The following is a 24,260-nucleotide window of genomic DNA, read 5'->3' on the forward strand; positions in this document are numbered from 1 at the left end:
CATTAAAAAGCCGATGTAGATACATCGGCTTTTTAGTGGGTTATTTCTTTCTGCGAGTATAAATCCGAGATTTTACTTTACTTGGCTCTGGCTTGTTTTTCGCCAGCTTTAGCACTGCTTTTTGCAAAATCTGATTGTTTGGGTAAGTGATTAAGTTTCCGTTGTCGTGCTTAATTAACACGTGAAACATACTGATTTCTTGAATCTCACCGCAGATGTCTTCATCTTTATCTACGACTTTAATTCGGTCACCCACTCGGTATGGGAAGACAAAAAAGATCAAAAAGCTGGCAGTGATGTTGCTCAGAATTGACCACTGCGCAATAAACGCCACACCTAATACGGCAAAAATGGACGATAGGAACAAAGACACATCGCCATAGCCAATACCTGTGATAATGGCAAAAATAGAGGCGGTCAAAAATAGCAGCGCGACATTGAAACAGCGCTGAATAAAACTCAAACGAGCCTTTTTTACACCTTTCGTTGTTGCCAAATTTAGGATGGCTCTATTTACAATCCTCTTCAGGATGCGATACGCGATCAGGACAAAAATGCCCATCAATAGTTTGTAACCGAGGGAGCCCGTAGTGAAATACTGGCTCACTTGCTCTAATTGGATCCAATCATTCATTTCTTCATCTCGACGATATCTAGAAAGCGGCTTTTATAGCTGATTTTTTGCTGTAAGTAATCACAATTTTTCTTTACACCATTTGTCTCTGTGTTGAGGTACTACAGAGTACTATATTGGTTAATCAAAGACTTAGTGAGCATTGCGAACTCTTTGGCTTTATTACTTATATTCAACCAAAGCTGACGTGATTTTGAAAAGAGCAATCTTTGAGCTGTATCCCATATCCGACATTCTATGACGCTAGTTCCTTATAAACGAGCTGAATATGACTTTTGTCCTGATAACCTAAGGTGTATTAATTGAAATAGCTTTTAGGGCGTTGAAAAATGGAAGAAGATGAAAAGGCGATTATGATTTTATTCGTGATTGTTGGCCTTGTACTCGTTTGGGTCGCGCTTGAAGAACTTAAATATCTCGGGCTCCCAATAAAATAAGCCCCGTTAAACACAAGTTAAACGGGGCCCTTGTCTTTTATCAATGTGAATTCAGGCTAGCTAACCGCACGCACTTTGCCTTGTTTCAAATCGTTCAGCACTTGCGCTTTAGGGCCATCTGCAATGATGCTGCCTTTTTCCATCACAATTACGCGATCAACGATGTCGAGCATAGACGTTTTATGCGTAATCAGAATCAGCGTTTCACTAGGTTTCAACTGTGCTAATTGATGTTTAATGTGCATCTCTGAGCGATTATCCATCGCACTGGTTGGTTCATCCATTAGTAGAACAGGAGGACGACCCAAAAATGCACGAGCGATCGTGACTGCTTGACGTTGACCACCCGAAAGCATTGCTCCACCTTCACCAACTTGGCGTTCTAAGCCCGCTGGGTCAGATTGCGTAAACGCAGTAACACCGGCACGATTCGCTGCGTCTAGTACGTCACGGTCATCGGTTAATGGGCGACCTAGCGTAATGTTGTCGCGGATAGAACCAAAGAACAGATTCGAATCTTGCGGCACACAACCAATATTACGGCGAATGTCGACATGATGCAGCTGTGCGATGTCGGTATCATCAATGCGAACATGACCTTCCGTCGGCTGATACAAGCCCATGATGAGACGCTCTAACGTGGTTTTACCCGAACCGATACGGCCTATGATCGCTACTTTTTCGCCTGGGTTAATGGTCAAGCTCAAATCTCGAATCGACGCCACCGGTGAATCTGGGTAGTGGAAGGTCACGCGTTCAAGTTCAATTTTGCCTTGTACTATTGGACGGTGAATGTAACGTTTACCTTCTTCTTGTTCATCCGGCATTTCCATGACTTGATTGATAATTGTCATAGAAGACTTCGCTTGGTTGTAGCGCGTAGAGAGTAAGGATAACTGAACCAAAGGACCAATCGCGCGGCCGCTAAGCATGGTTGCGGCAATCAAACCACCCATGGTTAAGTCGCCCTCTGCAATCAAGTAAACGCCTAGGATGATCATCCCTACGTTACTACTTTGCTGCACAAAACCTGCCGCGTTTTGAATGCTATCCGTAATTCGGCGGCTTTTTATATTCCAGTTCGCCATGTGCGCAACTGCCTCTTCCCAGCGGTATTGGAATTGGCTTTGCGCACTGAGCATTTTTACGGTTTCTAACCCAGCCAAGCTCTCTATCAAATTGGCATATTTTTGCGATGCTAGGCGTGAACCCTCCTCAATGGAGCGGCGCAGCGGCCCTTGTATCAGTAGCGAGTGAATAATCAAAATGACCACGCCCACCATCGGTACATACACAAGATCGCCAGCCATTAGCCATATAATCACTAAGAATAAAATGGCAAAAGGCAAATCAATGAGAGCACTGACGGTCGCTGAAGTAAAAAACTCTCGAATAGATTCGAATTCTTGTAAATGGCGAGCGAAGGCACCGACCGAAGGCGGCTTCGATTCCATTCTAATCCCCATCACTTTGCTGAACAGTTTGGATGAAATCAGAATGTCAGACTTCTTGCCCGCCACATCAATGAAGTAATTTCTCAGCGACTTGAGAATGAAGTCGAACAGGAACACGACAAAGATGCCACTTGCTAGTACCCATAGGGTTTCAAACGCAAGATTCGGAACCACTTTGTCGTACACCAAGCGAGTGAATAGCGGAGCGGCAACCGCAAAGAGGTTGATGAGAAGTGATGCGATTAAAACATCGCGGTAGATGCGTTTTGACTGCCACAAGGTTGACCAGAACCAGTGGCCTTCGTTGGTTTTGAGCACTTCGGGAGAGCGCTCATCGAAACGGAATTGCTTTTTAACTAAAAAGTACCGACCAGTGTATTGCTCAAGTAGGTCTTCTAATGGAATAGAGATCGGCACCATTCCACTTTCTAGGGTGGTGACTTCGGCCTCGCGTTTCTCCATATTGATGCTGTTGAGAACGCAAGAGTCACCGCCTTTAAGAACTAAGATTGCCGGCAGAATTAGGCTGGAGATGCTCTCCAGCTCTGCGCGGTTTTCCTTGGCAACCAATCCGGCCCTTTCCGCTGCTCTTGGTAGCAAAAATGGGGTCAGTTTACCGTCAGATAGCGGTAGTCCGTTGACTAGCGCTTCTGGCGAGTTAGCTAACCCATAGTAACGGCTAACGTAGATGAGCGAATTCAGTAAAGGGTCTTTCATCGTTGATAAACCTTTTTATTCCTTGTCGACGATGAATCCTTGGAATACCTCAACAAAGTGTTCAGTGAGGAAATCCAACTGGATTTGAGTTTCGATACGCGATGCGATAGTCGTAATACCAAGGTTGTGGGCAGTACGAGAGATCGACGTTAGCGTGAATTTTTGTTTTTCGTCGTGCAAGTTGTGTGTGAATAGGTAATCGAGCTTCACATAGTTCAGGCGGAACTCTTGGATGTATTCCAAAGATTGGAAGTTACGTCCGTAGTTATCTACGCCGAACTCAGCACCTGATTGGCGAATGGCATTACATAACAGTGCTGTGTGGTGAGGCTGATCGATAAAGCATTCCTCTGGAATTTCAAAGTGTAGCTTAGAGGCCACTTTGGCGTGTTTTTCCAGCATGCTAGTTGTCCAGCGAATAAACGATGGTTGAGACAAGCTGCTTTGCGCGATGTTAATCGCGACTGGGTCATTAAGTTCACCACTTTCTAGCATCTTAATCATTGATTCAATGACATACTGGTCAAAGATGTTGGTGGCGTCTAACTGTTCTAGTGCGAATAGGTATTGATTCGCACGATACGTTTCACCATCTTTTTCGATGCTTGAAAATACTTCGTTGTGGAATACTTTACCCCATGTGTTTTTCGCAGCTTGGAAACGGAATTTAACCCAATCACTATGAATGGCTTCTTCAACCAACGCTTTCCATTGCTGTTTACCCATCAAACTAGAAGGTGTATCACTGCCAATGAAGCCGTATGGCTTGTCTGGTTGCGCTTTGGCTTTCGATAGTGCGTTGTCCACCATCGAGAGGATTTCAGAGCGCGTTTTCTGATCTTTGCTGTGTGCAACCCCTAGTGACGCTTTAGGTTTTGCTAAGCCTGTTGGGTCAGTATTTAGGCCGTTCACACAATTGACGATGCTGTCCGATAAAATGCGTAACTCGCTCTCATCCATATGAGGGAAAAGCAAGCCGAACTCATCACTAGACAAGCGAGCAATAGTGGCTCCCGGTACATCAATGGTGTTTTTCAAACGTTGAGACAGTTCTTTAACGTGGGCATCTGCGCGTTGGTAATCTTTGGTCTCGTAAATGTCCCCAATGTATTCAGCATGGAGTAGCGCGATACCCCCTTGCGTTTGCTCTGCAAGCCATTGGTCGATTTGGTTGATGTAGAATGAGCGGTTACCCAATTTAGATATAGGATCGAGGTAAGCCTGAGCACGCAGACGTTGCGCCTCTTTGGCTTGCTCTTTGAATGATAGCTCGATTTGAGCAGACATCATGTTAATGCCATCTACCACCGCGATAAGATCTTTGGTTCTTGGACGAGCAAGCGGTTCACCAAATTGGTTATTCGCGATTTCATGCATTTTATTTACGATGGCCGTTAATGGTTTTAGCGAGCGACGTAGGATGTATGAAATTGCCACTAAACCAGCTAGAAAAATAACACTGAATACAGACAGCAAGCCAATAAAACCTTGCCAGAGCTGCTCGTAAGCTGCGCCTGGGTGGCTAATGATTTCTACTTCGGCGAGCTGCATCCAACCACTGGTCACAACACGCTTATCGTGAATCGCTTTAAATAGATTCATGTCGATAAACCATTGTGGCACCGTACTTGGTTTAACTGGGTAAGTACGCACGATCTGGTAGTCAGAATCTAATGCTGTAAGACGAACAACGGAGTAGGTGCTGCCGTCAAATAGAGCATTAATCACGGACTCAACCGCGACTTTATCTTTGTCCTTTAGGTAAGGAGCCAGTGCCAAACCTACGGTGTTAATAGTGTTGTTGACCTCTGAACGTTGCTGTTGCTCCAAGCTGTCTCGAGTCGTGTTGAATTGGATTACGAATACTGATGCCAACAAGAGTATAAAGACCGTAACCATCCCCACCACAAGCTTCTTATATAGGGTCATGTTTCTCACTCGTCATAGTTAATTTTAGGTTTATTTAACTGCAACTTACGTTCGCGCGAGCGTAAGTCATTCCAAAGGCTCAACCGTGATGCTTTCCCTGCTAGCTCTCCAGTGCTAGCAGATGACTTCATCAACCACAGGTTTGTACCATTAAAACTGTATATCGGTAGCAAGTCGCTACGCTTAGAGGCTCGGACAATGTCAGGATTGATATTATCGAGAATGAGCGGCTCAGAACTTGGGGTAGGGTAGTAAGCTAATACCATGTGAAACTGATTCAGTTCGATGGCTTTTACGTATATTAAACGCATCTTTGAATCTGGTATTCCTAGCTCGAGTAAAGAGAAGTACTTAGCAATAGTGAAATCTTCACAGTCTCCTGCGTTACTCCCTAAAAATTCGAGTGGCGTAGCCCAATAATCTGTCTTTCCCCACAGTTTTATGTCGTCAACGAAATACAGCTGATTAAAAAAGTCGTTAACGCCAGCGAGCTGTTCATGAGTCTCTAATTGTTTAAATAAGTCGAGGTTCTTTCGCCATGTATTTACGCGCAATCCCGCACGTTCGCCGTACACCGCTGTGACCGTATTGACCCATCGTTGTTCTTTACTGTTCAGCGCACCAAGTTGGAACGACAAACAACTTAAGCTGATTAATAATGTAACTTTACGCTGCAAATTGGATCGCATATTCGACTCGTATCACAAGTATACTCTTCTAGAGAGTTCGTCAGTGAGAAATAAGTGCTTTTTATTTAATCACTTATCGCTCAATACTCCCTATCGCGAGTATCTTAATGTGGTTTACTCCTTCAAGGCGTTCGTTTTGGCACTTAAAATCGGTTTAAGTAGATATTCCAAAACGGTTCGCTTCCCTGTGATGATATCGACCGATGCTGTCATTCCTGGAATGATTGGTAAATCTGCATCTTGACCAAAGTTTGTTTTTTCGGTGCGTACACGAACAATGTAGAAGCTGTTGCCTTCTTCATCTTGAGTGGTATCCGCGCTGATATGTTCCAACTCTCCCTCTAAACCGCCGTACTTTGTGAAGTCGTAAGCTGTAAATTTCACGATAGCATGAAGATCTGGGCGTAAAAATGCGATGTCTTTTGGCGCAATTTTCGCCTCTACCAATAGTGTGTCTTCTGTTGGTACGATCTCGACGATATCCATACCAGGTTGGATAACACCACCGACAGTATTGATGTTCAGTGTTTTGATTTTGCCTGTTACTGGCGAATTCACAACCGTTCGGTTTACTCTATCTTCCAAGCCCACCGCTGATTCAACCAAGGCAGATAACTGGTCTTGGGCGCTGTTGAGTTTCTCTTGCTGTTCAGAGCGGAATTTGAGTGCAACATCAATACGGTTGAGCATGGATTCTCGAATCGCTGATTGCAATACGGGAATCTTGAGCTCACTGGACGTCATTTCACGACGGGTATCGTTGACTTGGCGCTGTAATTTGAGCAGTTCAATACGAGGAACAACGCCCTCGTCTGCCAAAGGTTTGGTGATATCGAGTTCTTTTTTCGCGTATTGGTAGCTTTGACGCAAGTTCCTTACTCGTGCTTGGATCTCTACCAAGTCCTGCTGCTTTTGCTGCACTTGTTGGTCAATAACAGAAAGTTGGTTGCGTAAATTATCTAGATCTTCGCGATATTCTGCTTTTTGACGCTGTGTGAGTTGAGGTCGAGTCTCTTCCAAGGTTGGTGGGAAGGTCAGTTTACCGTAATCAAGTAGTACACTTTGACGCCAGTTTTCCGTTTCAAAATCACGATTAACGGCAACACTGTTAATAGAAGCGGATAGTTGCAGCACAGATGCGGTAAGGTTGGCAACTTGTTGCTCACGTTCACGAAAATCCGAACGAAAGCGGGTGTCGTCGATAAGCAGTAACTGTTGGCCTTTTTCAACCAACTGACCTTCTTTGACCAAGATTTCTTTGACTAAGCCACCTTCTAAGTTTTGGACTACTTGTATCTGTGAGGAGGGAATCACTTTGCCTTGACCAACCGTGACTTTGTCGATTTCAGCCCAAGATGCCCAACCTATTGCTGCAATGAAAAATAGAACCATAACCCAGAGCATAAAACGCGCGCTGTTGGGGGTATTGAGGAGCAATGCTGCAGTTTTGTCATCAACAAAATCCAACTCTTCATCGTTGAGTTTGTTGTAGTTATCTCGGCTCATCACAGTCCCTGCTTATATAATTACGGATTATCTTTTTGATCTTATTATTATTAACCGATCATGTCAGCATGCTCGGCTAATAAAATATGAGAAGAGGGTTATTCTCTCTTCAAATGAGCTTTCTTACACTTTCTAAATCAAACAAAAGCATAATTAGCGCCGGAGTATAGCTATTACGCCTTGAACTTGGCTTTATCCAACTGATGTTTTTTTAGTTTGTCGTACAAGGTTTTGCGTGATACCTGTAATTCTAGTTGAACCTCTTTGAGTCTGCCGCGATGTCTTTGCAATGCATCGAATAACAAGCAATATTCAAAGTATTCTGTGCGCTGAGTCATACTCTGAATTTCAAGACTTTTCTCACTATTCCAATCTTCCATTCTAAAAGTATCTGGCTTGAGGGCACGAAGTTCAGCAAATTGGCGTAGCTGCTTAACGTTTTCTGGCCATTCGAGATTGGTGAGGTGTTTGACTTCTTCTAGGCTGATATGTGGTGGCTGTAACTGATATCGGCTCGCGGTGTGGCGCACAAAGTGCTTGTATAAAGGCCCTATATCTTCCTTTCTTTCATCGAGCGTCGGTAAGTGAATTAGAGTCGCCAGGGATTTTAGAGGCGGCTCGGCTTGGGTGGTCGCGCCAAAAACACGTTCAAGTTTTGGGTGCTTGAACAAGTATTCCCATTGCTCAAATGATACATGCTCTGCGCTATGTAAGTACAAACTGCAGTGGCGTTTTCCTTCACTTAAGCGGTGTATGGCTTTGTCGAGCGCTTCTAATGAAAGCTCATAGAGGTCTTCACCAGAAGCGGCGATTAGCTCACTATCCGGTGTTGCATGTATGTCGTGGGCAAATTGTGCGGCGAGCCGGCGACCTGTACCATCTTGACCTACAAAAATGAGCGGCTGGCTTGTAGGCGCACTGATTAAGGCGCGACGAATACTAACCATGGCCTTACTGTGACCAATCATTTTCGGACCAACATGAGTTTGCATGTCGAGCTCTTTCTTAAGCCAGATGTTTTCTTGCAACAAGTTCAGTTTATCGCTGGCATTGTTGAGCGATTTCATGAGCTGTTCCGTTGAAAACGGTTTTTCTAGAAAGTCGTACGCGCCGCTTTTCATCGCATCTACCGCGGTTTTCACATCTCCATGTCCAGTAAGTACGATGAATTGAAAGTGATCGTTTTTGCTTCGCAAAGTTCGCATAAACTCCAAGCCATCCATCACGGGCATATGGATATCGGTAATGATAATCGCAGGCGTATTTGAGTCGATTACGCGTAAGGCTTCTACTGCGTTTGGTAAGCAGGTGACGTCTATACCTTCAATCAGCAGGGCTTGAGACACGGCATCACGAATGTGTGGTTCGTCATCAACAAAGAAAACTGGGTTATTCATGGTCGTTTTCCACTTCTGGGGTACGTTTATTCTGATTGACTATTGGTAGCGTCACGATAAAGGTCATCCCTCCTGCTTGTTGTTCTGTGTTCTGATGTTTATAGGCACAGAGGGAGCCGTGATAGCTCTCTATAATCCGCTTGGAGATTGTTAAACCTAATCCAAGACCCTCCGGCTTAGTCGTAAAAAATGGGTCGAACACTTTTGCTAGGGCTTCGTCTGACATCCCTGGTCCGTTATCGGAAACAAGAATGTCGCAACTGTCATCATGACACTGAACAGCAATGGATATTTGCGGATCGATACAGTGGTTTTCCATCGCTTGTGCGGCGTTGTGGAAGAGGTTTATCAGCACTTGTTCTAATTCAACGCTGTGAATGGCCAGCTTCACATCATAGTCGATGGCCGGAACTTTTAGTGTTACTCCTTGCTTAATAAGCTTGTTGCTCAAAATGCTGGTGGCAGTATGTACCGCGTCGTGCAGTACTGAGATTTCATTGTGTGAATCGTGCGTGGCTTTCCGAGTAAAGACTTTTAAGCGGGCAATGACTTCCGAAATGGTGTCATTGAGTGTCAGCATTTTGCCCAAATTGTCAGCGACCATTGGGTATTTTTCCATTGCCAACAAACGCTGCGAGTTTTCGGTATAGGTTCTTAGTGCGGAAAGTGGCTGATTTATCTCATGATTAATACTGGCTGATAGCTCGCCCAACAGTGCCAATTTCGCGGCTTGCGTCAGTTCTTGTTGTGTTTGTTTAAGCTCTTGTTGGCTTTGCTCATATTGGCGGATGGTCTGTTGTAGTTTTTGGTTGGCTTCACTCAGAACTAGTGTCCGTTGCACTACTTTTTCTTCTAGGCTCACATTGAGATGGGCAAGGCGTGCTTTGTTAACTAGGGTTTGGAACCACGCTAACGCAATTAGAGCAATGAGCGCATATAAGATCAGGAAGACGATATCGGCCTGTAAAACGGCGGCAAGAACGCTGTTGTGGTTAATTAAGGCAACGACGCGAAACCCTTTATCCAATAAGTGTGTTGCGTATGCGAGGTAATTTGGTGATAGAAGCAATTGATTGTCATCAAACTCCGTGACACCACTGTGTGCCGTCAACTCACCAAAATATTCGGGCAAGGTATCGCCATATTGACGCGTTTCGGTAAGTTCAATTATTGCACTCGATGACAGTGGGAAAAGTGCACGATAGCGCCAGTCTGGTAAATTGCTCATAAACACGACATTGTGTTTATCTGTAATGAGTACGTCAGTCGTGGTTTGCGAAAGGCGCTGTTCTAATTGCTCCAAGTTCACTTTTACTGTGATCACGCCAACGACTTCCTCATTTACCCACAGCGGAGATGAGAAGAAGTACCCACGTTTATTCGAGCGCACGCCTAATCCAACGTATTGAGCGGGCTCACCGCGTCGCGCATTTTTAAAATAGGGGCGATAGCTAAAGCTAGAGCCAACAAACGTATCTTCTTGCTGAAAGTTACTTGAGGCAATGACTAACCCGGTGCGGTCATGAACGTAAATCGTATCGGCCAAACTTTGCTTCAACCAATCTGATAACAGTAGGTTGAGCTCTTGAGAGGGCGTTCCGCGCTCTACTGCTTTGAGTAGTCTTGGGTCGTGACTTAATAGGTTTGGTATCTGTTCAAACTTTGCCAGTTCGTAGTCCACTTCTTGTGATACTTGCGCGGCTTGTCTCTCTAGCTTTTGTTGCCATTGATCATGTTGGTATTGAGTTGCGTAATGATGAGTAAGCGCAAGCCCTGAAATGCCAACGGCACACAGTAGCAGTAAAAAATGACGTAGGGCTTTGGGGTTGAGTAAGTTCACGATCGGCTCACTGGTTTTTTGTGTCATGGTATCAAATGACGCACTGTGATGCTGTGAGCGGCAACGATAACAAGCACAATGATGTCCTTGTATTTCCTCAGTATCGGGAGCACAATCGACAAAAACGAGTGAAGGAGTAAAGATGGAACTTGCTGATATTCGTCGTGAGTACACCAAAGGTGGGCTGCGTCGTAAAGATTTGAAAGCTGATCCTATTGATCAATTTAATCTGTGGCTAGAGCAAGCAGTTGAAGCGGGTTTAACGGACCCGACTGCGATGACAGTTGCAACGGTTGATGAAAATGGCATGCCGTTTCAACGCATTGTTCTATTGAAAAACGTCGACAAAGATGGTTTTGTGTTTTACACCAACCTAGGCAGTCGCAAGGCCCAGCAGCTAGAGCATAACAGCAATATTAGTTTGCACTTCCCTTGGCACCCGTTAGAGCGCCAAGTTCATATTACTGGTGTGGCTGAAAAGCTTACCGCCGTAGAGAATATGAAATACTTTACTTCTCGTCCTAAAGAGAGCCAGTTGGCCGCAATCGCGAGCAAACAAAGTAGCCGTATTTCTGCCAGAGGTGTGTTGGAAGGTAAGTTTTTAGAGCTAAAACAGAAGTTTGCTAAGGGTGAAATACCAGTACCAACCTTTTGGGGTGGCTTTCGCGTAAAACCAAAGAGCATCGAATTTTGGCAAGGTGGCGAACATCGCCTTCACGATCGTTTTCTTTTCTCCCAGCATGATGGAAGTTGGGACATTGATCGTCTAGCGCCATAGGCTTATGGTCCCTCATGAATAAACAAACACCGCCGAATTGGGGCGGTGTTTTTGTAGGTAGAAGCGATGCGAATTATCGCTCTCCATTCAACACAACCGATAATTGATGCTTAAGCAGCGTTTTGGGTACAACAGAGCCGTAGCCTGCTTCCATTGCTTTATCTATTAGCTCGTTCTTGCTGTTCGCTGCAAACTTATTACGTAAGCGTGCGACGTGACCTTCAACGGTTTTTGTTGATATGCCCATGACCTGAGAGATAAATTGAGGCTTTTTGCCATAGAGCAAGAGGAAAAGCGTTTCTTGCTCGCGGCATGTGAGCTTCTCTGGTTTTGGTTGTAAGTCAGAAAAACGAAAGATGGATTGTTGATTTGGGTTGGTACTGATTGCACGACAAACCCAATACCCGACTTCAATCACGGCGGTGTCGGTGAGTTCCCTTCCGTAGAAAATGGTGCCTACGATGTCGCCTTTGTCATCTCGCCACGGTGTTTTAGTAAATATATGTGCTCGCCAGCGGCCATCTGGATAAGGGTGGATATCCAGAATTTTTAGTGACTCGCCAGTTTCGAGAACGTGTTTATCTTGGCGTTGAAATTCTTGCGCGCATTCAGTGGTTGGGCTGGCCATATCAAAATCAGTTTTACCCAAGCACTCCTCGGGCGACGTGTGCCCTAACAGTTCTGCGTATTCCTGGTTTACGTATAGGAATACCGAATCTTTATCTTTGCATCCCCAACAACCTGGTAGCTGTTTAAGGAGGGATTGTTCTATGGTATCGACTGAAATATTCACAAAAGGACTCACTACATACTGCTTTTACCAATACAGAGACGTCCGTGTTACATGGCTCGTATTGATGTTGCCAAGTAGGCAGTTACGTTGCTAGAACACGTTCGTTGATTGGCGCTCAATCCAATTAAATTCATGGTGTTCGATGTTTTCGTCAGGTAGTCATAGACAACGACGAAATGGAACGAAGAGTTTAATTGGGAAAATGGTCTGTTTCATTACAGATATGTGCGCTCACGGATGTCCGCCTAATGTTCGGCTTACAACTCGTATCGTCCTTGATCATGCTTCCTACAACTCAGTTGTAATGTGTTTGACTTTCATATCACTTGTGAGCGAAAGAGCAGCACCTAAGCATATGAGAGGGACAGTGAGACAAAAGCTATGATATCAGCTTATGCCATTGTTTTCATTGTTGAGAAGCGAAAAAAAAGCCAGCCTGAAGACGGGCTGGCAACACAAGATATAATCTTGTCGACGTGTAGAAGAGGTTCTAAATTACCTAGCGAGGGTCTGCTAAGTAAGTTAGAGGTATCAATGAGATACCGAGAGCTTTAGATCGTATGCATCTTAAAGCTCGATAACTAATGTATTGAATCAGAGGCATATTAGTAAGGGGGGAAATCCCTCTATGTTGAGCTTAAGAGTGGGTTTCGATCCGTTTCAGGGGCGACTTATCTAATATGGAGCACGGTGTTTTACAAAATAACAGATTGTTCGGTAATAAGGATCTTTACATTGATTGATTATGTATACGTAAGGTGTTGCCTATCTATCCGTTTTTGTTAATAAAATTGGTTGCTCACTGACCGTAAATTAACCTCGCATGATCATCGTTCCGGAACTATGATCATGTAAATGAACTTGATCATGCTGGTTTGATCTTGTCGATTGAGTTGGGTAAAAGTTGCAACCCAACAAAGAAGGTATATGATGCGAAGACGTAAGCTGACCGTGTAAAGACGACTGTTTAAAATGAGTGATTCAGATAACCAAAAAATCCTTTCATATCAAGAGATTATGCTGCCAAAGCCGGCGGAGCTGATCACACTTCCGTCTTATATGGATTGCCACGATCATTCTTATACGCAGATCGTGATTGGTTTAAAAGGGCAAGCCGAATTTGAAGTGCGCGGGCGAGGTAATCTTGTCGGCCCTGGTCAAGGTTGTGTGGTTACCGCATGCTCTGATCATGCTTTCGGTGGCGTCATCAATCAATCGGATATTTTGGTGCTGAATATGCCCAAACCGACAAATGATGATCCTGAAATGCTTCAAAAAATCAATAACCTGGAGAGAGACCATGTCTACTTCCAGTTAGATAGTCAAATTCAGAAGCTGATACAGATGTTGGTTCAGGAAATGCGCAACCATCCGGATGACCTGCTGTTAAGTCGTGCGTGTAACGACACTGTGATTGCATTAATGCAGCGCCATATCTCGGCATTTGAGACCAGTCGAAAAGAGTCGCGCTTTGATTTGGAGGCGATTGATCGTTACATTGAGCAGCACCTGAGTCATAAGATTAGTGTGGCTCAATTGGCCGGGCGAGTGTTTCTTGGGGAAAGTCAGTTTCATTGCTTGTTTAAAGAGCAGATGGGGATTACACCTCATCAATATGTTCTCGGAAAGCGAATCGACATGGCTCGTGAATTAATCGAGCAAGGGCACCTTTCTTTAGGGCAAATTGCCGAGTTTACTGGCTTCTCAAGCCAGAGTACTTTTACTCATACTTTTACTCGCTTACAGGGAATATCACCTTCCCGTTATAAAAAACAAGTTGGATAACAACGCGTTTTTTTAGGTCAAATAATCATCAATTAGAATAAAGCCATGCACTATGCATGGTTTTTTATGTTTTATTCACGTGACCTATCTCTCGTTTTTTAAATTCTCTGTTCTTTGCAGTGGCTGATATGCCACTTGATCCTACATTTTCTCTTAGAACGAGCTCTTCACAAAAATCTTATTGATATTCTTGATATTTTGTTGTGAATGCAATGAAAAAATTAAAATTTACAACACAAAATATTACCTATTTGAATGTGACTATGTGGATGTTTTGTTATAAAAGCGAGTTTTTGGCAAAAATGTCGTAGTTTTTGACAAGTATTCTTATCGGCCTCAAAATACACTGCCAGCCATTGATAATCCTCGAAGCGGTTTTCGAGGAGTGAGATTGAGGAACACACATGTTTACAGCTACGAACGTGTTGACACCGGAATTTATCGGGCAGCCGCTTGATAAGTTGTGGTCACTGATCTCGCCATTATATATGGTGGACGAGTCTCAATGGCTAGAGCAACTATTGCCACTAGCGACGCCGACAGAGGATGAAAAATCGGCGATCACTACCCAAACGACCCACCTTATCGAAGCCATTCGTGCCGATAAGAAGTCAATCCAGATGATTGATGCTTTATTGCTGGAATACAGCTTAGATACTCAAGAAGGTATCTTGCTGATGTGTCTTGCAGAAGCATTAATGCGCATCCCAGATGCCGCGACAGCAGATTCTTTGATTAAAGATAAGTTGAGTGTCGCAGACTGGAAATCTCACCTGAAAAACTCTGACTCTGTGTTTGTTAACGCATCAACATGGGGCCTTATGCTAACAGGTAAAGTGGTTGGTCTTGGTGAGCAAGGCACCCAGAGCCCAGGTCAGGCTGTAAACCGTCTGGTAAATAAATTCTCTGAGCCCGTGATTCGTAAAGCCATGTATCAGGCAATGAAGATAATGGGTCACCAGTTTGTTCGTGGTCGTACGATCGAAGAAGCGCAGAAGAACGGTCGCCCAATGCGCGACAAAGGTTTCACCTACTCGTTTGATATGTTGGGTGAGGCGGCGTTAACTACAGCGGACGCGAACAAGTACTTCAAAGATTACCTAATGGCGATCGAAGCGGTGGGTCGCGAGACTTACGGTAACGACACCAGTCCAGCGCCTTCGATTTCCATCAAGCTTTCTGCATTACACCCGCGCTACGAAGTCGCAAATGAAGAGCGTGTAATGACAGAGTTGTATGACTCACTAATGCAACTACTAAAACGTGCTATTGAAGTCGACGTTGCAATCACAATCGATGCAGAAGAGGCGGATCGCCTTGAGCTTTCTCTTAAGCTATTTGAGAAAGTGTACCGTAGCGATCTTGTGAAAGGTTGGGGCAAGTTTGGTTTGGTTATTCAAGCCTACTCAAAACGTGCGCTACCAGTCTTGGTGTGGCTAAATGCACTCGCAAAAGAGCAAGGTGACGTTATTCCTCTGCGTTTGGTTAAAGGCGCGTACTGGGACAGCGAAATCAAGTGGTCTCAACAAGCGGGTTATGCAAATTACCCAGTATACACTCGCAAAGAAGCGACGGACGTTGCATACCTAGCTTGTGCTCGTTTCCTACTTAGCGAAGGTGTTCGCGGTAATATCTACCCACAATTTGCAAGCCACAATGCTCACACAGTTACGGCAATTGCTGTCATGGCGGAGCACAAAGAATACGAGTTCCAGCGCCTACATGGTATGGGTGATTCACTGTATAACCATGTTATGAAAATGTACGGTCAGCCAGTACGTATTTATGCTCCTGTCGGTAGCCATGCTGATCTTCTTCCGTACTTGGTTCGTCGTCTGCTTGAAAATGGTGCGAACAGCTCGTTTGTACACCGTCTAGTTGATGCGCGTTGTCCGATTTATGAGTTGACCCACCACCCTGTGGATGTGTTGACGGGTTTTGACACGCTACACAACGACAAAATTCCATTGCCTGCCGATATTTTCCCTGAGCGTAAGAACTCATATGGCGTCAACATTGACATCGACAGTGAAGCGAAGCCATTTGAAGCTCAGGTCGAAAGCTTCATGGACAACCAGTGGGTTGCAGGCCCGATGATCAATGGTGAACGCTTTGCCGAAAGCATGATCAAGGAAAATGCGGCTGAGATCATCACCGCACCATACGATCGCCGAATTGAAGTCGGCAAAGTGGCATTTGCAACACTTGATCATGTTTCCGCTGCAATTGATGCGGCGCAAACTGCTTTCTCTGATTGGAAAGGTGTTCCTGTTGAGCAAAAAGCGGCTTGTTTAGAAAAGCTTGCTGACTTAATGGAAGAAAATCTGGCTGAGCTGGTGGCGATTTGTCACAAAGAAGCGGGCAAGACGATTCACGATAGTATTGATGAAGTTCGGGAAGCAGTGGATTTCTGTCGTTATTACGCGAAACAAGCGCAAAACCTACAGCCATTTGAGCTAGAAGGTTTTGACGGTGTGAAACGCATTTCTAGCCGTGAAGGTCTTGGTGTGTTTGTGTGTATCAGCCCTTGGAACTTCCCGTTGGCTATCTTCCTTGGTCAGGTAACGGCAGCACTGATTGCAGGTAACACTGTGGTTGCAAAACCTGCTGAGCAAACAAGCTTAATTGCCGCTCGCGCTATTGAACTAATGCTTGATGCTGGCTTCCCTGCAGGTGTGATTCAGTTACTTACTGGTCGCGGCGCTGAGATCGGTCATGCACTGACTTCTCATGATGCTATTGCTGGTGTGGCATTCACTGGCTCAACGGCAACGGCGCAACGCATTAACGTCACGCTCGCGGAGCGCAGCGCGAAACCGGTTCCGTTTATTGCGGAAACAGGTGGTCAAAACGCAATGATTGTGGACAGTACTGCATTGCCAGAGCAGGTGGTGCGTGATGTGATTCGTTCGGCGTTTGCATCTGCTGGTCAGCGTTGTTCTGCCCTTCGTGTTCTATTTGTACAAGAAGATGTAGCAGACCGTATGATCAACCTGATTCAAGGTGCGATGAATGAACTGCATGTTGGTTTACCTTACCTACACAAAACAGATGTTGGTCCGGTTATCGACAGCAATGCAAAACAAAAACTCCTCGCTCACCTTGAGCAAATGAGCAAAACACAGACTAAAGTCGCTCAGCTACAGCTGGATGAATCGTGCCAGCATGGTGACTTTGTTTCACCAAGTGCGTTTGAAATCTCGGGCATCGATGTGCTGAAAGAAGAACAATTTGGTCCAATCTTGCACATTGTTCGCTTTAAAGCGTCTGAATTACCGAACGTGGTTGCGCAGATCAACAGAACAGGTTTTGGCTTGACGATGGGTATCCATAGCCGTAACGAAACCACGTACCGTTGGATTGAGAAACATGCTCGAGTAGGTAACTGCTACATCAACCGAGACCAAGTTGGCGCTGTGGTTGGTGTACAGCCGTTTGGTGGTCAAGGCTTGTCGGGTACTGGCCCGAAAGCTGGTGGTCCACACTACCTATTCCGATTTACTCAACATCTTCTTGCTCAAGCAGAAAACGCATAAGGAGTCGCATTATGGTTCATCAGATCACCTATTTTAAAGATGCATTCTCTGCGTGGGAGCAGTGGAATCTGACTGATTTTGATTACAAATGCGAGCATGTTCTGGCATTTAAATCTGCACTAGAAGGGCAGCAGTCTACCGTTGCCAAAGTGGTTTCTTACCACTTGCAACAAGCATCAGCTCTTCTTGCAGAAACTCACCAGTTAGTTGGCCCTACAGGGGAAACTAACGAACTGTATGCCGCAGGACGCGGTGTGGCTTTGGTGATTTGTGAAAACAACATCGAGCCTGCTGATAATGCGTTATACAGTGCTTTTGCGATGATCACCTGTGCCTTAATTGCCGGCAACAGTGTGGTCGTTTGCAGTGACAATGCAGAGCTAAACCAATTGGTTAAGCAAGCTGTAGCGTTGGCAAACTTCCCATCTAACTTAGTCCAGGTTGTTGCGTACGATGCGTCTGCCCCGTTGCTTGAGAGCGATGTACGTAGTGTGGGTTATGTTGGGCGTTCACAGGTTGAGCATGCGCTCAATCTTCAACTAGCTAAGCGTGACGGTGCAATCGTCGGCTTAGTTTCTGAAACGGATTTAGAGTCACCGAAATTGGCTCATGATCCTCATCTCTCGTTGCGCTTCATTACTGAGCGCACTCGAACGATAAATATTACCGCGGTGGGTGGTAACGCAACTCTACTCGAGTTGGGGAACGAAACTCACTAACCTGACTTGTAATGCCAATCTGGAGTAACTGGACTGAGAGCCGGTCCAGATTGGTTTTTTATACTCTGATGTATTGCTGAGACGGTAAAATATCAGGGCAGGCAAGGAAGGAAATAATTATAACGAGGACTATCTAATGATAGAAAATAGCTTTGCTATCACGTCCACTTTTGTGGCGTATTTACTGATTATGGTTGCTATTGGCGTTTACGCGTATAAGAGGACTTCCAATTCATCTGACTACTTCCTAGGTGGCCGTAGCCTAGGTCCGTGGCCTGCTGCATTATCTGCAGGTGCTTCAGACATGAGTGGTTGGCTGCTGCTAGGCTTGCCTGGCTATGCGTACGCTGCGGGTATCGAGGCCTTCTGGTTAGCCGGCGGTCTACTTCTTGGTACATGGGCAAACTGGCTCATCAGTGCAAAACGCCTCCGTACCTACAGTATCCAAACTGACGCGCTAACGTTGCCAGAGTTCCTGTCACGTCGCTTCAACGATAAGTCGAAACTGATTCAGACAATCTCTGCGTTTTTCATTCTTCTATTTTTCCTTTTCTACACCAGCTCAGGTTTGGTCGCAGGGGGCAAACTGTTTGAGACGGTATTCGGTCTAGATTATACCTACGCTGTTATCATCGGTACGGTGTGTGTCGTTTCTTACACACTATTCGGTGGTTTCCTAGCGGTATCTTGGACTGACTTAGTGCAAGGTCTGCTAATGGCGGCTGCGCTAATGATTGTTCCTATAGCGGTAATGGACGGTGGTTTAGGTCAGCTAAGTTCTGATCTACATGACATCAACCCAGAACTTGCAACGCTATGGAATGACGCGAAAGGCGAACCATTGTCTGCGATTGCCATTATCTCTCTAGCGGCGTGGGGCCTTGGTTACTTTGGTCAGCCACACATCCTAGCGCGTTTTAAAGCGTCTCGTTCAAACAAAGATCTAACGACTGCACGTCGTATCGCAGTGATTTGGACGGCACTATCTATGGTTGGTGCAATGCTTGTTGGTCTTGTTGGCCTGGTTTGGGTTACGGGTCATCCGGGTACTCAACTAGAGGACGGTGAGAAGATCTTCATGCTATTGGTTAACGCAGTATTCCATCCTGTCGTTGCGGGTATGTTGTTAGCAGCAATCCTAGCGGCGGTAATGAGTACCGCTGACTCACAGCTCCTTGTTTCATCTTCAGCGCTTGCAGAAGATTTCTACAAGCAAGTATTCAAGCCAGAAGCGTCTTCTGAAGAAATCGTAATGATTGGTCGTATCGGTGTTATCGTTATTTCGCTTGTTGCGCTATTCCTAGCGATGACGCCTGATAGCTCAGTACTTGGTCTTGTATCTTACGCTTGGGCTGGTTTTGGTGCGGCATTTGGTCCTGCGGTTGTACTTAGCCTTTACTGGAGCGGTATGAACCGTAATGGCGCGTTAGCAGGTATTCTTGTTGGTGGTATCACTATCGTAGTTTGGAAGCAGCTAACAGGCGGTTGGTTTGATGTGTACGAAATCGTACCGGGCATCATCTTCTCTACGCTTGCCATCATTGTGGTAAGTAAAGCAACGGGTGGTGCTGCGCAAGACGTGTTAGACCAACACCAGTCGTTCGAGAAAAAACTGGTTGAACTAGACTAGTAACTTCCCGTATATGAACACAAAGCCCGCTATTTTAGCGGGCTTTGTTTTATCTGAAACTTAATTAACGTTAATGGTGGTAGCTTGAGATCAAAGCTTAGCATTGCTCGGTTAGATTGGAGTGTTAGTCGCGACGAATTTTGGCGTAAATAACGGTGTTACTCAGCTCTCCCGATGTAGTCAGACGTTCGTTTCTGAGCTCTCCTTCGAACTCATAACCACAGCGCTCGGCTACAGCCCGGCTCTTTTGGTTGGTGCTATCAGCATGAATTGCGATTCTCTTGGCGCCCAAGTCATCAAACGCATAGCGCTCAACTTCGAGCACAGCCTCGGCAACATAACCATTGCCAACGGCAGCATTATCTAACCAATAACCTATCTCAAAGGATGGTACGTCGGGATCTCGAATCATCAAGCCGACCGCACCCAGTAAGCGATCGCTTTCCTTTTCAATGATGTAGTAACGCAGCTCTTCTTCGAAGTTTTCAAAGTTTGCGATGGCTTTCTCTGTCCCTTCTATCATCGCTTCTAATGTCAGCACATGAGGCACCCACGGCAGATAGACTTCGAGAGTCTTTTGGCTGCGAACGACAGCTTGATGCGCCTCTTCGGCTCGTTCTAAACAAGCAGGGATGAGTTTGAGACGTTTCGTTTCCATGCCGACTCTCCTATGGGTGAAAAATGAACGGAAAATCATTTAAACAGATGTACTTAGAATGATCTAGTCAACGCCGTCATATTATTCACTTGGTTTGCCAGAGAGAAACTGAGAGAATCGAACCGTTATCAAACCAACTAGGTTCATTATGAAACTTTTAGTAAGAAACTTGGCTCGTCACATGACCGAGCAAGATATCCGCAAATTATTCTCAGCGTACGGCAAAGTAGAACTGTGTTCGCTAGTGCTTGATCAAGACACGGGTTTGTCGAAAGGCTTCGGTTTTGTCATCATGCCGGACGAAGCAGAAGCCATTTCTGCTCTTGAAGCACTGAATTTGACGAACGTAGAAAAAAGCAAAATTCGCGTGAAAGTCGCACAAGACTAATACAGAGAAAAGCCAGCGTTATTGCTGGCTTTTTTGTCTTTCTATTTAGAGACCAAATTGGCAACATTCTAGAATGTCTTCTCTTTTCGTTTTAGCGAGATTGATCATCAATTCTCTCTTCAAGTAGTTTCATTAAATCCTTTAACTGTAGAGAATCGAAATTGTCTGAATTCGGCACTTGGTAAGCGTCGTTGACTGTGTAGAGCATCAAACTTTTGCTAGAGAGGAACTCTTTCTGTATTTGGACTTTGACAATGTCATCAAGAGGTAGACGGAAGTAAACCGTTGAGCCCTGGCGGTACTTCAAGGTGTTGGTGCTTACATCGACATCTAGCGTTTTAGGATTGAACGCGCGGCGCGTGAAGTACGTTGAGAGCAGTTTCAATCCTATTATTGTGAGTGCTACGAGTCCAAACTCGACGATCTTGTCTGCTAGGTAGGAAAAATAGAACAGCGACAACACTACAGTTCCTAGCAAGAAAGGGTTGTTCTTGGGCAGATTTTGTGAAGTTTCATGGATGATCATCCGACATATCCCTCGACTTTATTCAGAAGCGACGAACGTGAGTTGGTAGACACAAACCTTTCGTTCTTTGCCTTGCATGCGCAATGTTTTGTCACCGATGTAAGGGATATTTAGTTTTTGGATCACCGATTTAGAACGCTGATTGTCCACCAAATGCATCACGGTTATTCCGTTTAACTCAAAGTGCATTCGAGCAAATTCGAGTAAGGCTTTGGAGGCCTCGAATGCATAGCCTTTCCCCCAATGTGGCACGCCAACCCAGTAGCCTAATGTACCGTAGCCCTCTTCGATACACGGTAAACTCACTGCACCAAGTAACTCACCAGTGTTTCGCAAGGTAATAGCGTACGCCACGCCTTGATGCTGCTGATACATCGGATCGTGCCTATCTATCCATGCTTGCGCCATCGGTCGCTCATAAGGATGAGGGATGTTTGCTGTCATGTCGGCAATTCGCTTATCTCCAGCGAGTAAAGCCACTTGTTGGCAGTCATCGATATTGAATGGCCAGAGGACGAGTCTTTCGGTAGTAAGAATCGGTTGTATCGTCATGCATTTCTTCCTTGATGAGACGGCTATAGCTGCTAGCAACTGGTTTGCGAGATAAATCAAGATAACAAGGCGTCTCGAAAGCTCGAGCTAGCCAGCTGTAAAGTTGTCATGCGCCTTACTAAATAATAAGCCCGAACAATTGCTTATGTGTAATGTGTCGTATCATTACACACATAAGCACGTTTGCTCATATTGATGGTACAAAAGTTGAGGTCTGACCAATGTCTCAGTTTTTTGATACTTTCGTTCAATTTTTTGAAGATAGGGCACAAAAAATTAAAGGAGCTTTTTAATTGTGGAATTATTTTGAACAAAATATGTCAATTGTCAGTAGGACGAAAAAGTAGGGAGAAGAGAAATGCCGGATATATATTGCGCAGCTTGTAGAAAATCAACGCAACATAAAGTGATTATGAAGCGTTGCGAGCCTCAGTCTGTTGACTCGTTAACAGGCAAAATGGTGAGTTTTACACAGCTGATGGCGAAATTTGTATCAGGTGAACATTATTACGAGATGGAGCCTCAATACTACTGCCGTTGTTGTAATCATCGTGCAATTGGAGAGGTTGTTCCACATCCTGCACGGCATACATCGGCCGCACTCTAACTCTGAGTGATAGCCATGATTAATGGCTAAATAGGGCGGCGTTGCCCGAACGACATATCTATACAGGCGTGTCATGCGCTTTCAAATTTGCGACTCCGCGGGAGCCGATAGGTTGCTTTTTCTCTTCATATCACGGTTACTAAGTGAGCGGCAATAATCATAGCTCTTTCCCTCCTTCGTTGTTTTCTGGTTATTCTCTGCTGAATTTCACATGCTGTGCATTTGATGGTTTGCAATTGTTTGAGCAACGATTAATGTGATGCTTTCTAAGTGGTTACAAGGAAGTGGGTTAATGAGTTATCAATTGGACCGGATTGATTTACATATTTTGAGAGTGCTTCATTCGAGAGGCAGAATTCCGGTTGTAGAACTAGCAAAGCTGATTAACTTAACGACTTCTCCATGTTCTGACCGTGTAAAGCGACTAGAAAAAGAAGGGTATATCAATGGTTACCATGCGGAGTTGAATGCGGAAAAGTTGGGGCTGGATGTGCAAGTATTCATCCATATTCGTTTAGACCAAACCAGTTTTTCTATTTTTGAAAAGTTTGCGAAAGCGGTGGAATTGATGCCTGAAATTGAAGAGTGTTACTCGCTCTCTGGAGATTTCGATACCATGATAAAAGTTCGTGTTAAGAGCATGAAAGCGTATCAGGAGTTTATGTCGAGCAAGTTAGGTACGCTTCCGGGCGTGATTCAAACTCGTAGTGAAGTGGTCATAGAAGAACATAAAACGGGATTTGGTGTTAATCCCGAGCTCCTTGGTTAGGCGAGGCATGTGTTGAGCCTCCTTATTTAGCGTGGCTTGGTATATTACTTTTTCTCGATTAAAAAAGGAGCCGAAGCTCCTTTTTTAATAAATCGGTGAGCGATTATGCCCCGATAAAGGTACTGATAACGCCAATTAAACCACCAAAAACACCGCCCCAAACGACTAGCCAGCCAAGGTGTTCTTTGATCATCTTTTGCACTATTTCTTTAACTAATGCCGGTGTTAATTCGCTTAAACGTTGATCGATGATACCTTCAATGTTCTGCTTTATCTCATCCATCATTGCAGGAGATTCGAATTGCTCTTTCAGTGCTTCTTTGATGTTATCGCTCTTGCTCAACTCAATGATGGATTCTTGCATCTTTTCGACGAAAGGTTGGCGCATGGGTTGTAGCGCTTCCGAGCCGCCAAACATCGCTAGCATGCCGCCAAATTGAGAGCCTTCAATTACTTCCACTAGGGAATCAAATGCTGGATTTAAATCTACTTTCTCAATTACTGGTTGAAGATCGATGTTCACACCGCCCGCCATTTCTTTATTCAAGAATCGGTCAATATTCGCTTCAGTAAAAAACTGTTCCATCATTAAGTTTTTGATAGCCAGTTTAAACTCTTCAAATCGTGCGGGGATCACGCCAGAACCGTATAACCCAGGCACTTTCTCAAACAGCATATGGATGGCAAGCCAGTTGGTGATGGCGCCTGAGAACGCAAACAGCCCTGCATACCAAAGATAGTCGTTTTGTAATTGATGACCTCCAGCCATCAAAGCGATAGCGAGGACATTCGTTAGCAAACTTTTGTTCATAGTGACCAGTTATATGTGAATATCGGAATAAATAAGTGGGCCTGATTCTATACCTAAGTCACATTGAGATGCTAGGTTTTGCCGTGATGAGTGACCGTGTTGCGA

The 24,260-nt window shown here is 44.9% G+C and carries 20 protein-coding genes; 8 read left to right on the top strand and 12 right to left on the bottom strand.

Translation table 11 applies throughout. The features are described from left to right. Positions 1-40: 40 nt before the first annotated feature. From J4N43_RS15815 to J4N43_RS15845, 7 genes are all read right to left on the bottom strand, one after another. The gene (locus J4N43_RS15815) at positions 41-634 is read right to left on the bottom strand and encodes a mechanosensitive ion channel family protein (protein ID WP_042522270.1); all 594 of its coding nucleotides are present in this window, start codon (positions 632-634) and stop codon (positions 41-43) included. A 493-nt stretch (positions 635-1,127) separates the two neighbouring features. Further along, the gene (locus J4N43_RS15820) at positions 1,128-3,242 is read right to left on the bottom strand and encodes a type I secretion system permease/ATPase (protein WP_005374556.1); all 2,115 of its coding nucleotides are present in this window, start codon (positions 3,240-3,242) and stop codon (positions 1,128-1,130) included. Between the two features lie 15 nt (positions 3,243-3,257). Next, a complete protein-coding gene (locus tag J4N43_RS15825; protein WP_252094184.1) occupies positions 3,258-5,171 on the bottom strand; it encodes a bifunctional diguanylate cyclase/phosphodiesterase in 1,914 nt (637 codons plus the stop codon). A gap of 5 nt (positions 5,172-5,176) precedes the next feature. Then, positions 5,177-5,860: a transglutaminase-like cysteine peptidase gene (locus J4N43_RS15830; RefSeq protein ID WP_005374561.1), complete on the bottom strand. Its 684-nt coding sequence runs from the start codon at positions 5,858-5,860 to the stop codon at positions 5,177-5,179. Positions 5,861-5,974: 114 nt separating this feature from the next. Further along, positions 5,975-7,366, bottom strand: a complete 1,392-nt coding sequence (locus tag J4N43_RS15835; protein WP_005374562.1) for an HlyD family type I secretion periplasmic adaptor subunit — start codon at positions 7,364-7,366, stop codon at positions 5,975-5,977. Between the two features lie 173 nt (positions 7,367-7,539). Then, positions 7,540-8,763 carry a sigma-54-dependent transcriptional regulator gene (locus J4N43_RS15840; protein ID WP_017634536.1) on the bottom strand — a complete coding sequence of 408 codons (1,224 nt, stop codon included), beginning with the start codon at positions 8,761-8,763 and terminating at the stop codon, positions 7,540-7,542. Then, on the bottom strand, positions 8,756-10,630 hold the full coding sequence (locus tag J4N43_RS15845) for a sensor histidine kinase (RefSeq protein WP_054578584.1): 1,875 nt from the start codon (positions 10,628-10,630) through the stop codon (positions 8,756-8,758). The genes J4N43_RS15840 and J4N43_RS15845 overlap by 8 nt, the downstream gene beginning before the upstream one ends. Positions 10,631-10,745: 115 nt before the next feature. On the opposite strand from J4N43_RS15845, the gene pdxH reads away from it, so the two are divergent. After that, a complete protein-coding gene (gene pdxH, locus J4N43_RS15850; RefSeq protein ID WP_005374570.1) occupies positions 10,746-11,381 on the top strand; it encodes a pyridoxamine 5'-phosphate oxidase in 636 nt (211 codons plus the stop codon). A gap of 73 nt (positions 11,382-11,454) precedes the next feature. Here the strand turns inward: pdxH and J4N43_RS15855 are convergent, their stop codons facing one another. Then, a complete protein-coding gene (locus J4N43_RS15855; RefSeq protein WP_017820063.1) occupies positions 11,455-12,174 on the bottom strand; it encodes a helix-turn-helix transcriptional regulator in 720 nt (239 codons plus the stop codon). A gap of 972 nt (positions 12,175-13,146) precedes the next feature. Here J4N43_RS15855 and J4N43_RS15860 point away from each other — a divergent pair. The 4 genes from J4N43_RS15860 to putP all read left to right on the top strand — a co-directional run bounded on the left by J4N43_RS15860 (position 13,147) and on the right by putP (position 19,844). Further along, positions 13,147-13,959 carry an AraC family transcriptional regulator gene (locus tag J4N43_RS15860; RefSeq protein ID WP_025768702.1) on the top strand — a complete coding sequence of 271 codons (813 nt, stop codon included), beginning with the start codon at positions 13,147-13,149 and terminating at the stop codon, positions 13,957-13,959. Positions 13,960-14,363: 404 nt separating this feature from the next. Next, positions 14,364-17,495, top strand: coding sequence for a bifunctional proline dehydrogenase/L-glutamate gamma-semialdehyde dehydrogenase PutA (gene putA / locus J4N43_RS15865; RefSeq protein ID WP_017634533.1), 3,132 nt, complete (start codon positions 14,364-14,366; stop codon positions 17,493-17,495). A gap of 11 nt (positions 17,496-17,506) precedes the next feature. Then, entirely contained in the window at positions 17,507-18,214 is a 708-nt protein-coding gene (locus tag J4N43_RS15870; protein ID WP_005383557.1) for a 1-pyrroline-5-carboxylate dehydrogenase, read from the top strand. Between the two features lie 136 nt (positions 18,215-18,350). Continuing rightward, positions 18,351-19,844, top strand: a complete 1,494-nt coding sequence (gene putP / locus J4N43_RS15875) for a sodium/proline symporter PutP (protein ID WP_005374582.1) — start codon at positions 18,351-18,353, stop codon at positions 19,842-19,844. A gap of 124 nt (positions 19,845-19,968) precedes the next feature. On the opposite strand, the gene J4N43_RS15880 is transcribed toward putP, so the two are convergent. Next, positions 19,969-20,502, bottom strand: coding sequence for a GNAT family N-acetyltransferase (locus J4N43_RS15880; RefSeq protein WP_017820066.1), 534 nt, complete (start codon positions 20,500-20,502; stop codon positions 19,969-19,971). 148 nt (positions 20,503-20,650) lie between these two features. Between J4N43_RS15880 and J4N43_RS15885 the strand changes: the two genes are divergently transcribed. Then, positions 20,651-20,890, top strand: a complete 240-nt coding sequence (locus J4N43_RS15885) for an RNA recognition motif domain-containing protein (protein ID WP_005374587.1) — start codon at positions 20,651-20,653, stop codon at positions 20,888-20,890. 91 nt (positions 20,891-20,981) lie between these two features. Here J4N43_RS15885 and J4N43_RS15890 read toward each other — a convergent pair whose 3' ends face one another. After that, a complete protein-coding gene (locus tag J4N43_RS15890; protein ID WP_062730876.1) occupies positions 20,982-21,416 on the bottom strand; it encodes a hypothetical protein in 435 nt (144 codons plus the stop codon). A gap of 18 nt (positions 21,417-21,434) precedes the next feature. Next, complete coding sequence (locus tag J4N43_RS15895) at positions 21,435-21,968, bottom strand: GNAT family N-acetyltransferase (RefSeq protein ID WP_062730877.1); 534 nt, start codon at positions 21,966-21,968, stop codon at positions 21,435-21,437. Positions 21,969-22,326: 358 nt separating this feature from the next. Here J4N43_RS15895 and J4N43_RS15900 point away from each other — a divergent pair, with 358 nt between their 5' ends. Next, on the top strand, positions 22,327-22,575 hold the full coding sequence (locus J4N43_RS15900; protein ID WP_081007959.1) for a hypothetical protein: 249 nt from the start codon (positions 22,327-22,329) through the stop codon (positions 22,573-22,575). 292 nt (positions 22,576-22,867) lie between these two features. Then, positions 22,868-23,344, top strand: a complete 477-nt coding sequence (locus J4N43_RS15905; protein ID WP_005374595.1) for an Lrp/AsnC family transcriptional regulator — start codon at positions 22,868-22,870, stop codon at positions 23,342-23,344. 103 nt (positions 23,345-23,447) lie between these two features. Here the strand turns inward: J4N43_RS15905 and J4N43_RS15910 are convergent, their stop codons facing one another. Then, positions 23,448-24,155 (bottom strand): DUF445 domain-containing protein, encoded by a 708-nt coding sequence (locus J4N43_RS15910; protein ID WP_025998611.1) that lies wholly within the window; start codon positions 24,153-24,155, stop codon positions 23,448-23,450. Between the last annotated feature and the right edge of the window lie 105 nt (positions 24,156-24,260).

Source organism: Vibrio sp. SCSIO 43009, from assembly GCF_023716525.1.
GTDB lineage: Bacteria > Pseudomonadota > Gammaproteobacteria > Enterobacterales > Vibrionaceae > Vibrio > Vibrio alginolyticus.

Coding starts and splice junctions, on each gene's coding strand:
- J4N43_RS15845 (WP_054578584.1), bottom strand. CDS start 10,630: ATGACACAAAAAACCAGTGAGCCGATCGTGAACTTACTCAACCCCAAA.
- J4N43_RS15905 (WP_005374595.1), top strand. CDS start 22,868: ATGAGTTATCAATTGGACCGGATTGATTTACATATTTTGAGAGTGCTT.
- J4N43_RS15840 (WP_017634536.1), bottom strand. CDS start 8,763: ATGAATAACCCAGTTTTCTTTGTTGATGACGAACCACACATTCGTGAT.
- putP (WP_005374582.1), top strand. CDS start 18,351: ATGATAGAAAATAGCTTTGCTATCACGTCCACTTTTGTGGCGTATTTA.
- putA (WP_017634533.1), top strand. CDS start 14,364: ATGTTTACAGCTACGAACGTGTTGACACCGGAATTTATCGGGCAGCCG.
- J4N43_RS15870 (WP_005383557.1), top strand. CDS start 17,507: ATGGTTCATCAGATCACCTATTTTAAAGATGCATTCTCTGCGTGGGAG.
- J4N43_RS15895 (WP_062730877.1), bottom strand. CDS start 21,968: ATGACGATACAACCGATTCTTACTACCGAAAGACTCGTCCTCTGGCCA.
- J4N43_RS15830 (WP_005374561.1), bottom strand. CDS start 5,860: ATGCGATCCAATTTGCAGCGTAAAGTTACATTATTAATCAGCTTAAGT.
- J4N43_RS15820 (WP_005374556.1), bottom strand. CDS start 3,242: ATGAAAGACCCTTTACTGAATTCGCTCATCTACGTTAGCCGTTACTAT.
- J4N43_RS15900 (WP_081007959.1), top strand. CDS start 22,327: ATGCCGGATATATATTGCGCAGCTTGTAGAAAATCAACGCAACATAAA.
- J4N43_RS15835 (WP_005374562.1), bottom strand. CDS start 7,366: ATGAGCCGAGATAACTACAACAAACTCAACGATGAAGAGTTGGATTTT.
- J4N43_RS15885 (WP_005374587.1), top strand. CDS start 20,651: ATGAAACTTTTAGTAAGAAACTTGGCTCGTCACATGACCGAGCAAGAT.
- J4N43_RS15815 (WP_042522270.1), bottom strand. CDS start 634: ATGAATGATTGGATCCAATTAGAGCAAGTGAGCCAGTATTTCACTACG.
- J4N43_RS15880 (WP_017820066.1), bottom strand. CDS start 20,502: ATGGAAACGAAACGTCTCAAACTCATCCCTGCTTGTTTAGAACGAGCC.
- J4N43_RS15910 (WP_025998611.1), bottom strand. CDS start 24,155: ATGAACAAAAGTTTGCTAACGAATGTCCTCGCTATCGCTTTGATGGCT.
- J4N43_RS15890 (WP_062730876.1), bottom strand. CDS start 21,416: ATGATCATCCATGAAACTTCACAAAATCTGCCCAAGAACAACCCTTTC.
- J4N43_RS15860 (WP_025768702.1), top strand. CDS start 13,147: ATGAGTGATTCAGATAACCAAAAAATCCTTTCATATCAAGAGATTATG.
- pdxH (WP_005374570.1), top strand. CDS start 10,746: ATGGAACTTGCTGATATTCGTCGTGAGTACACCAAAGGTGGGCTGCGT.
- J4N43_RS15825 (WP_252094184.1), bottom strand. CDS start 5,171: ATGACCCTATATAAGAAGCTTGTGGTGGGGATGGTTACGGTCTTTATA.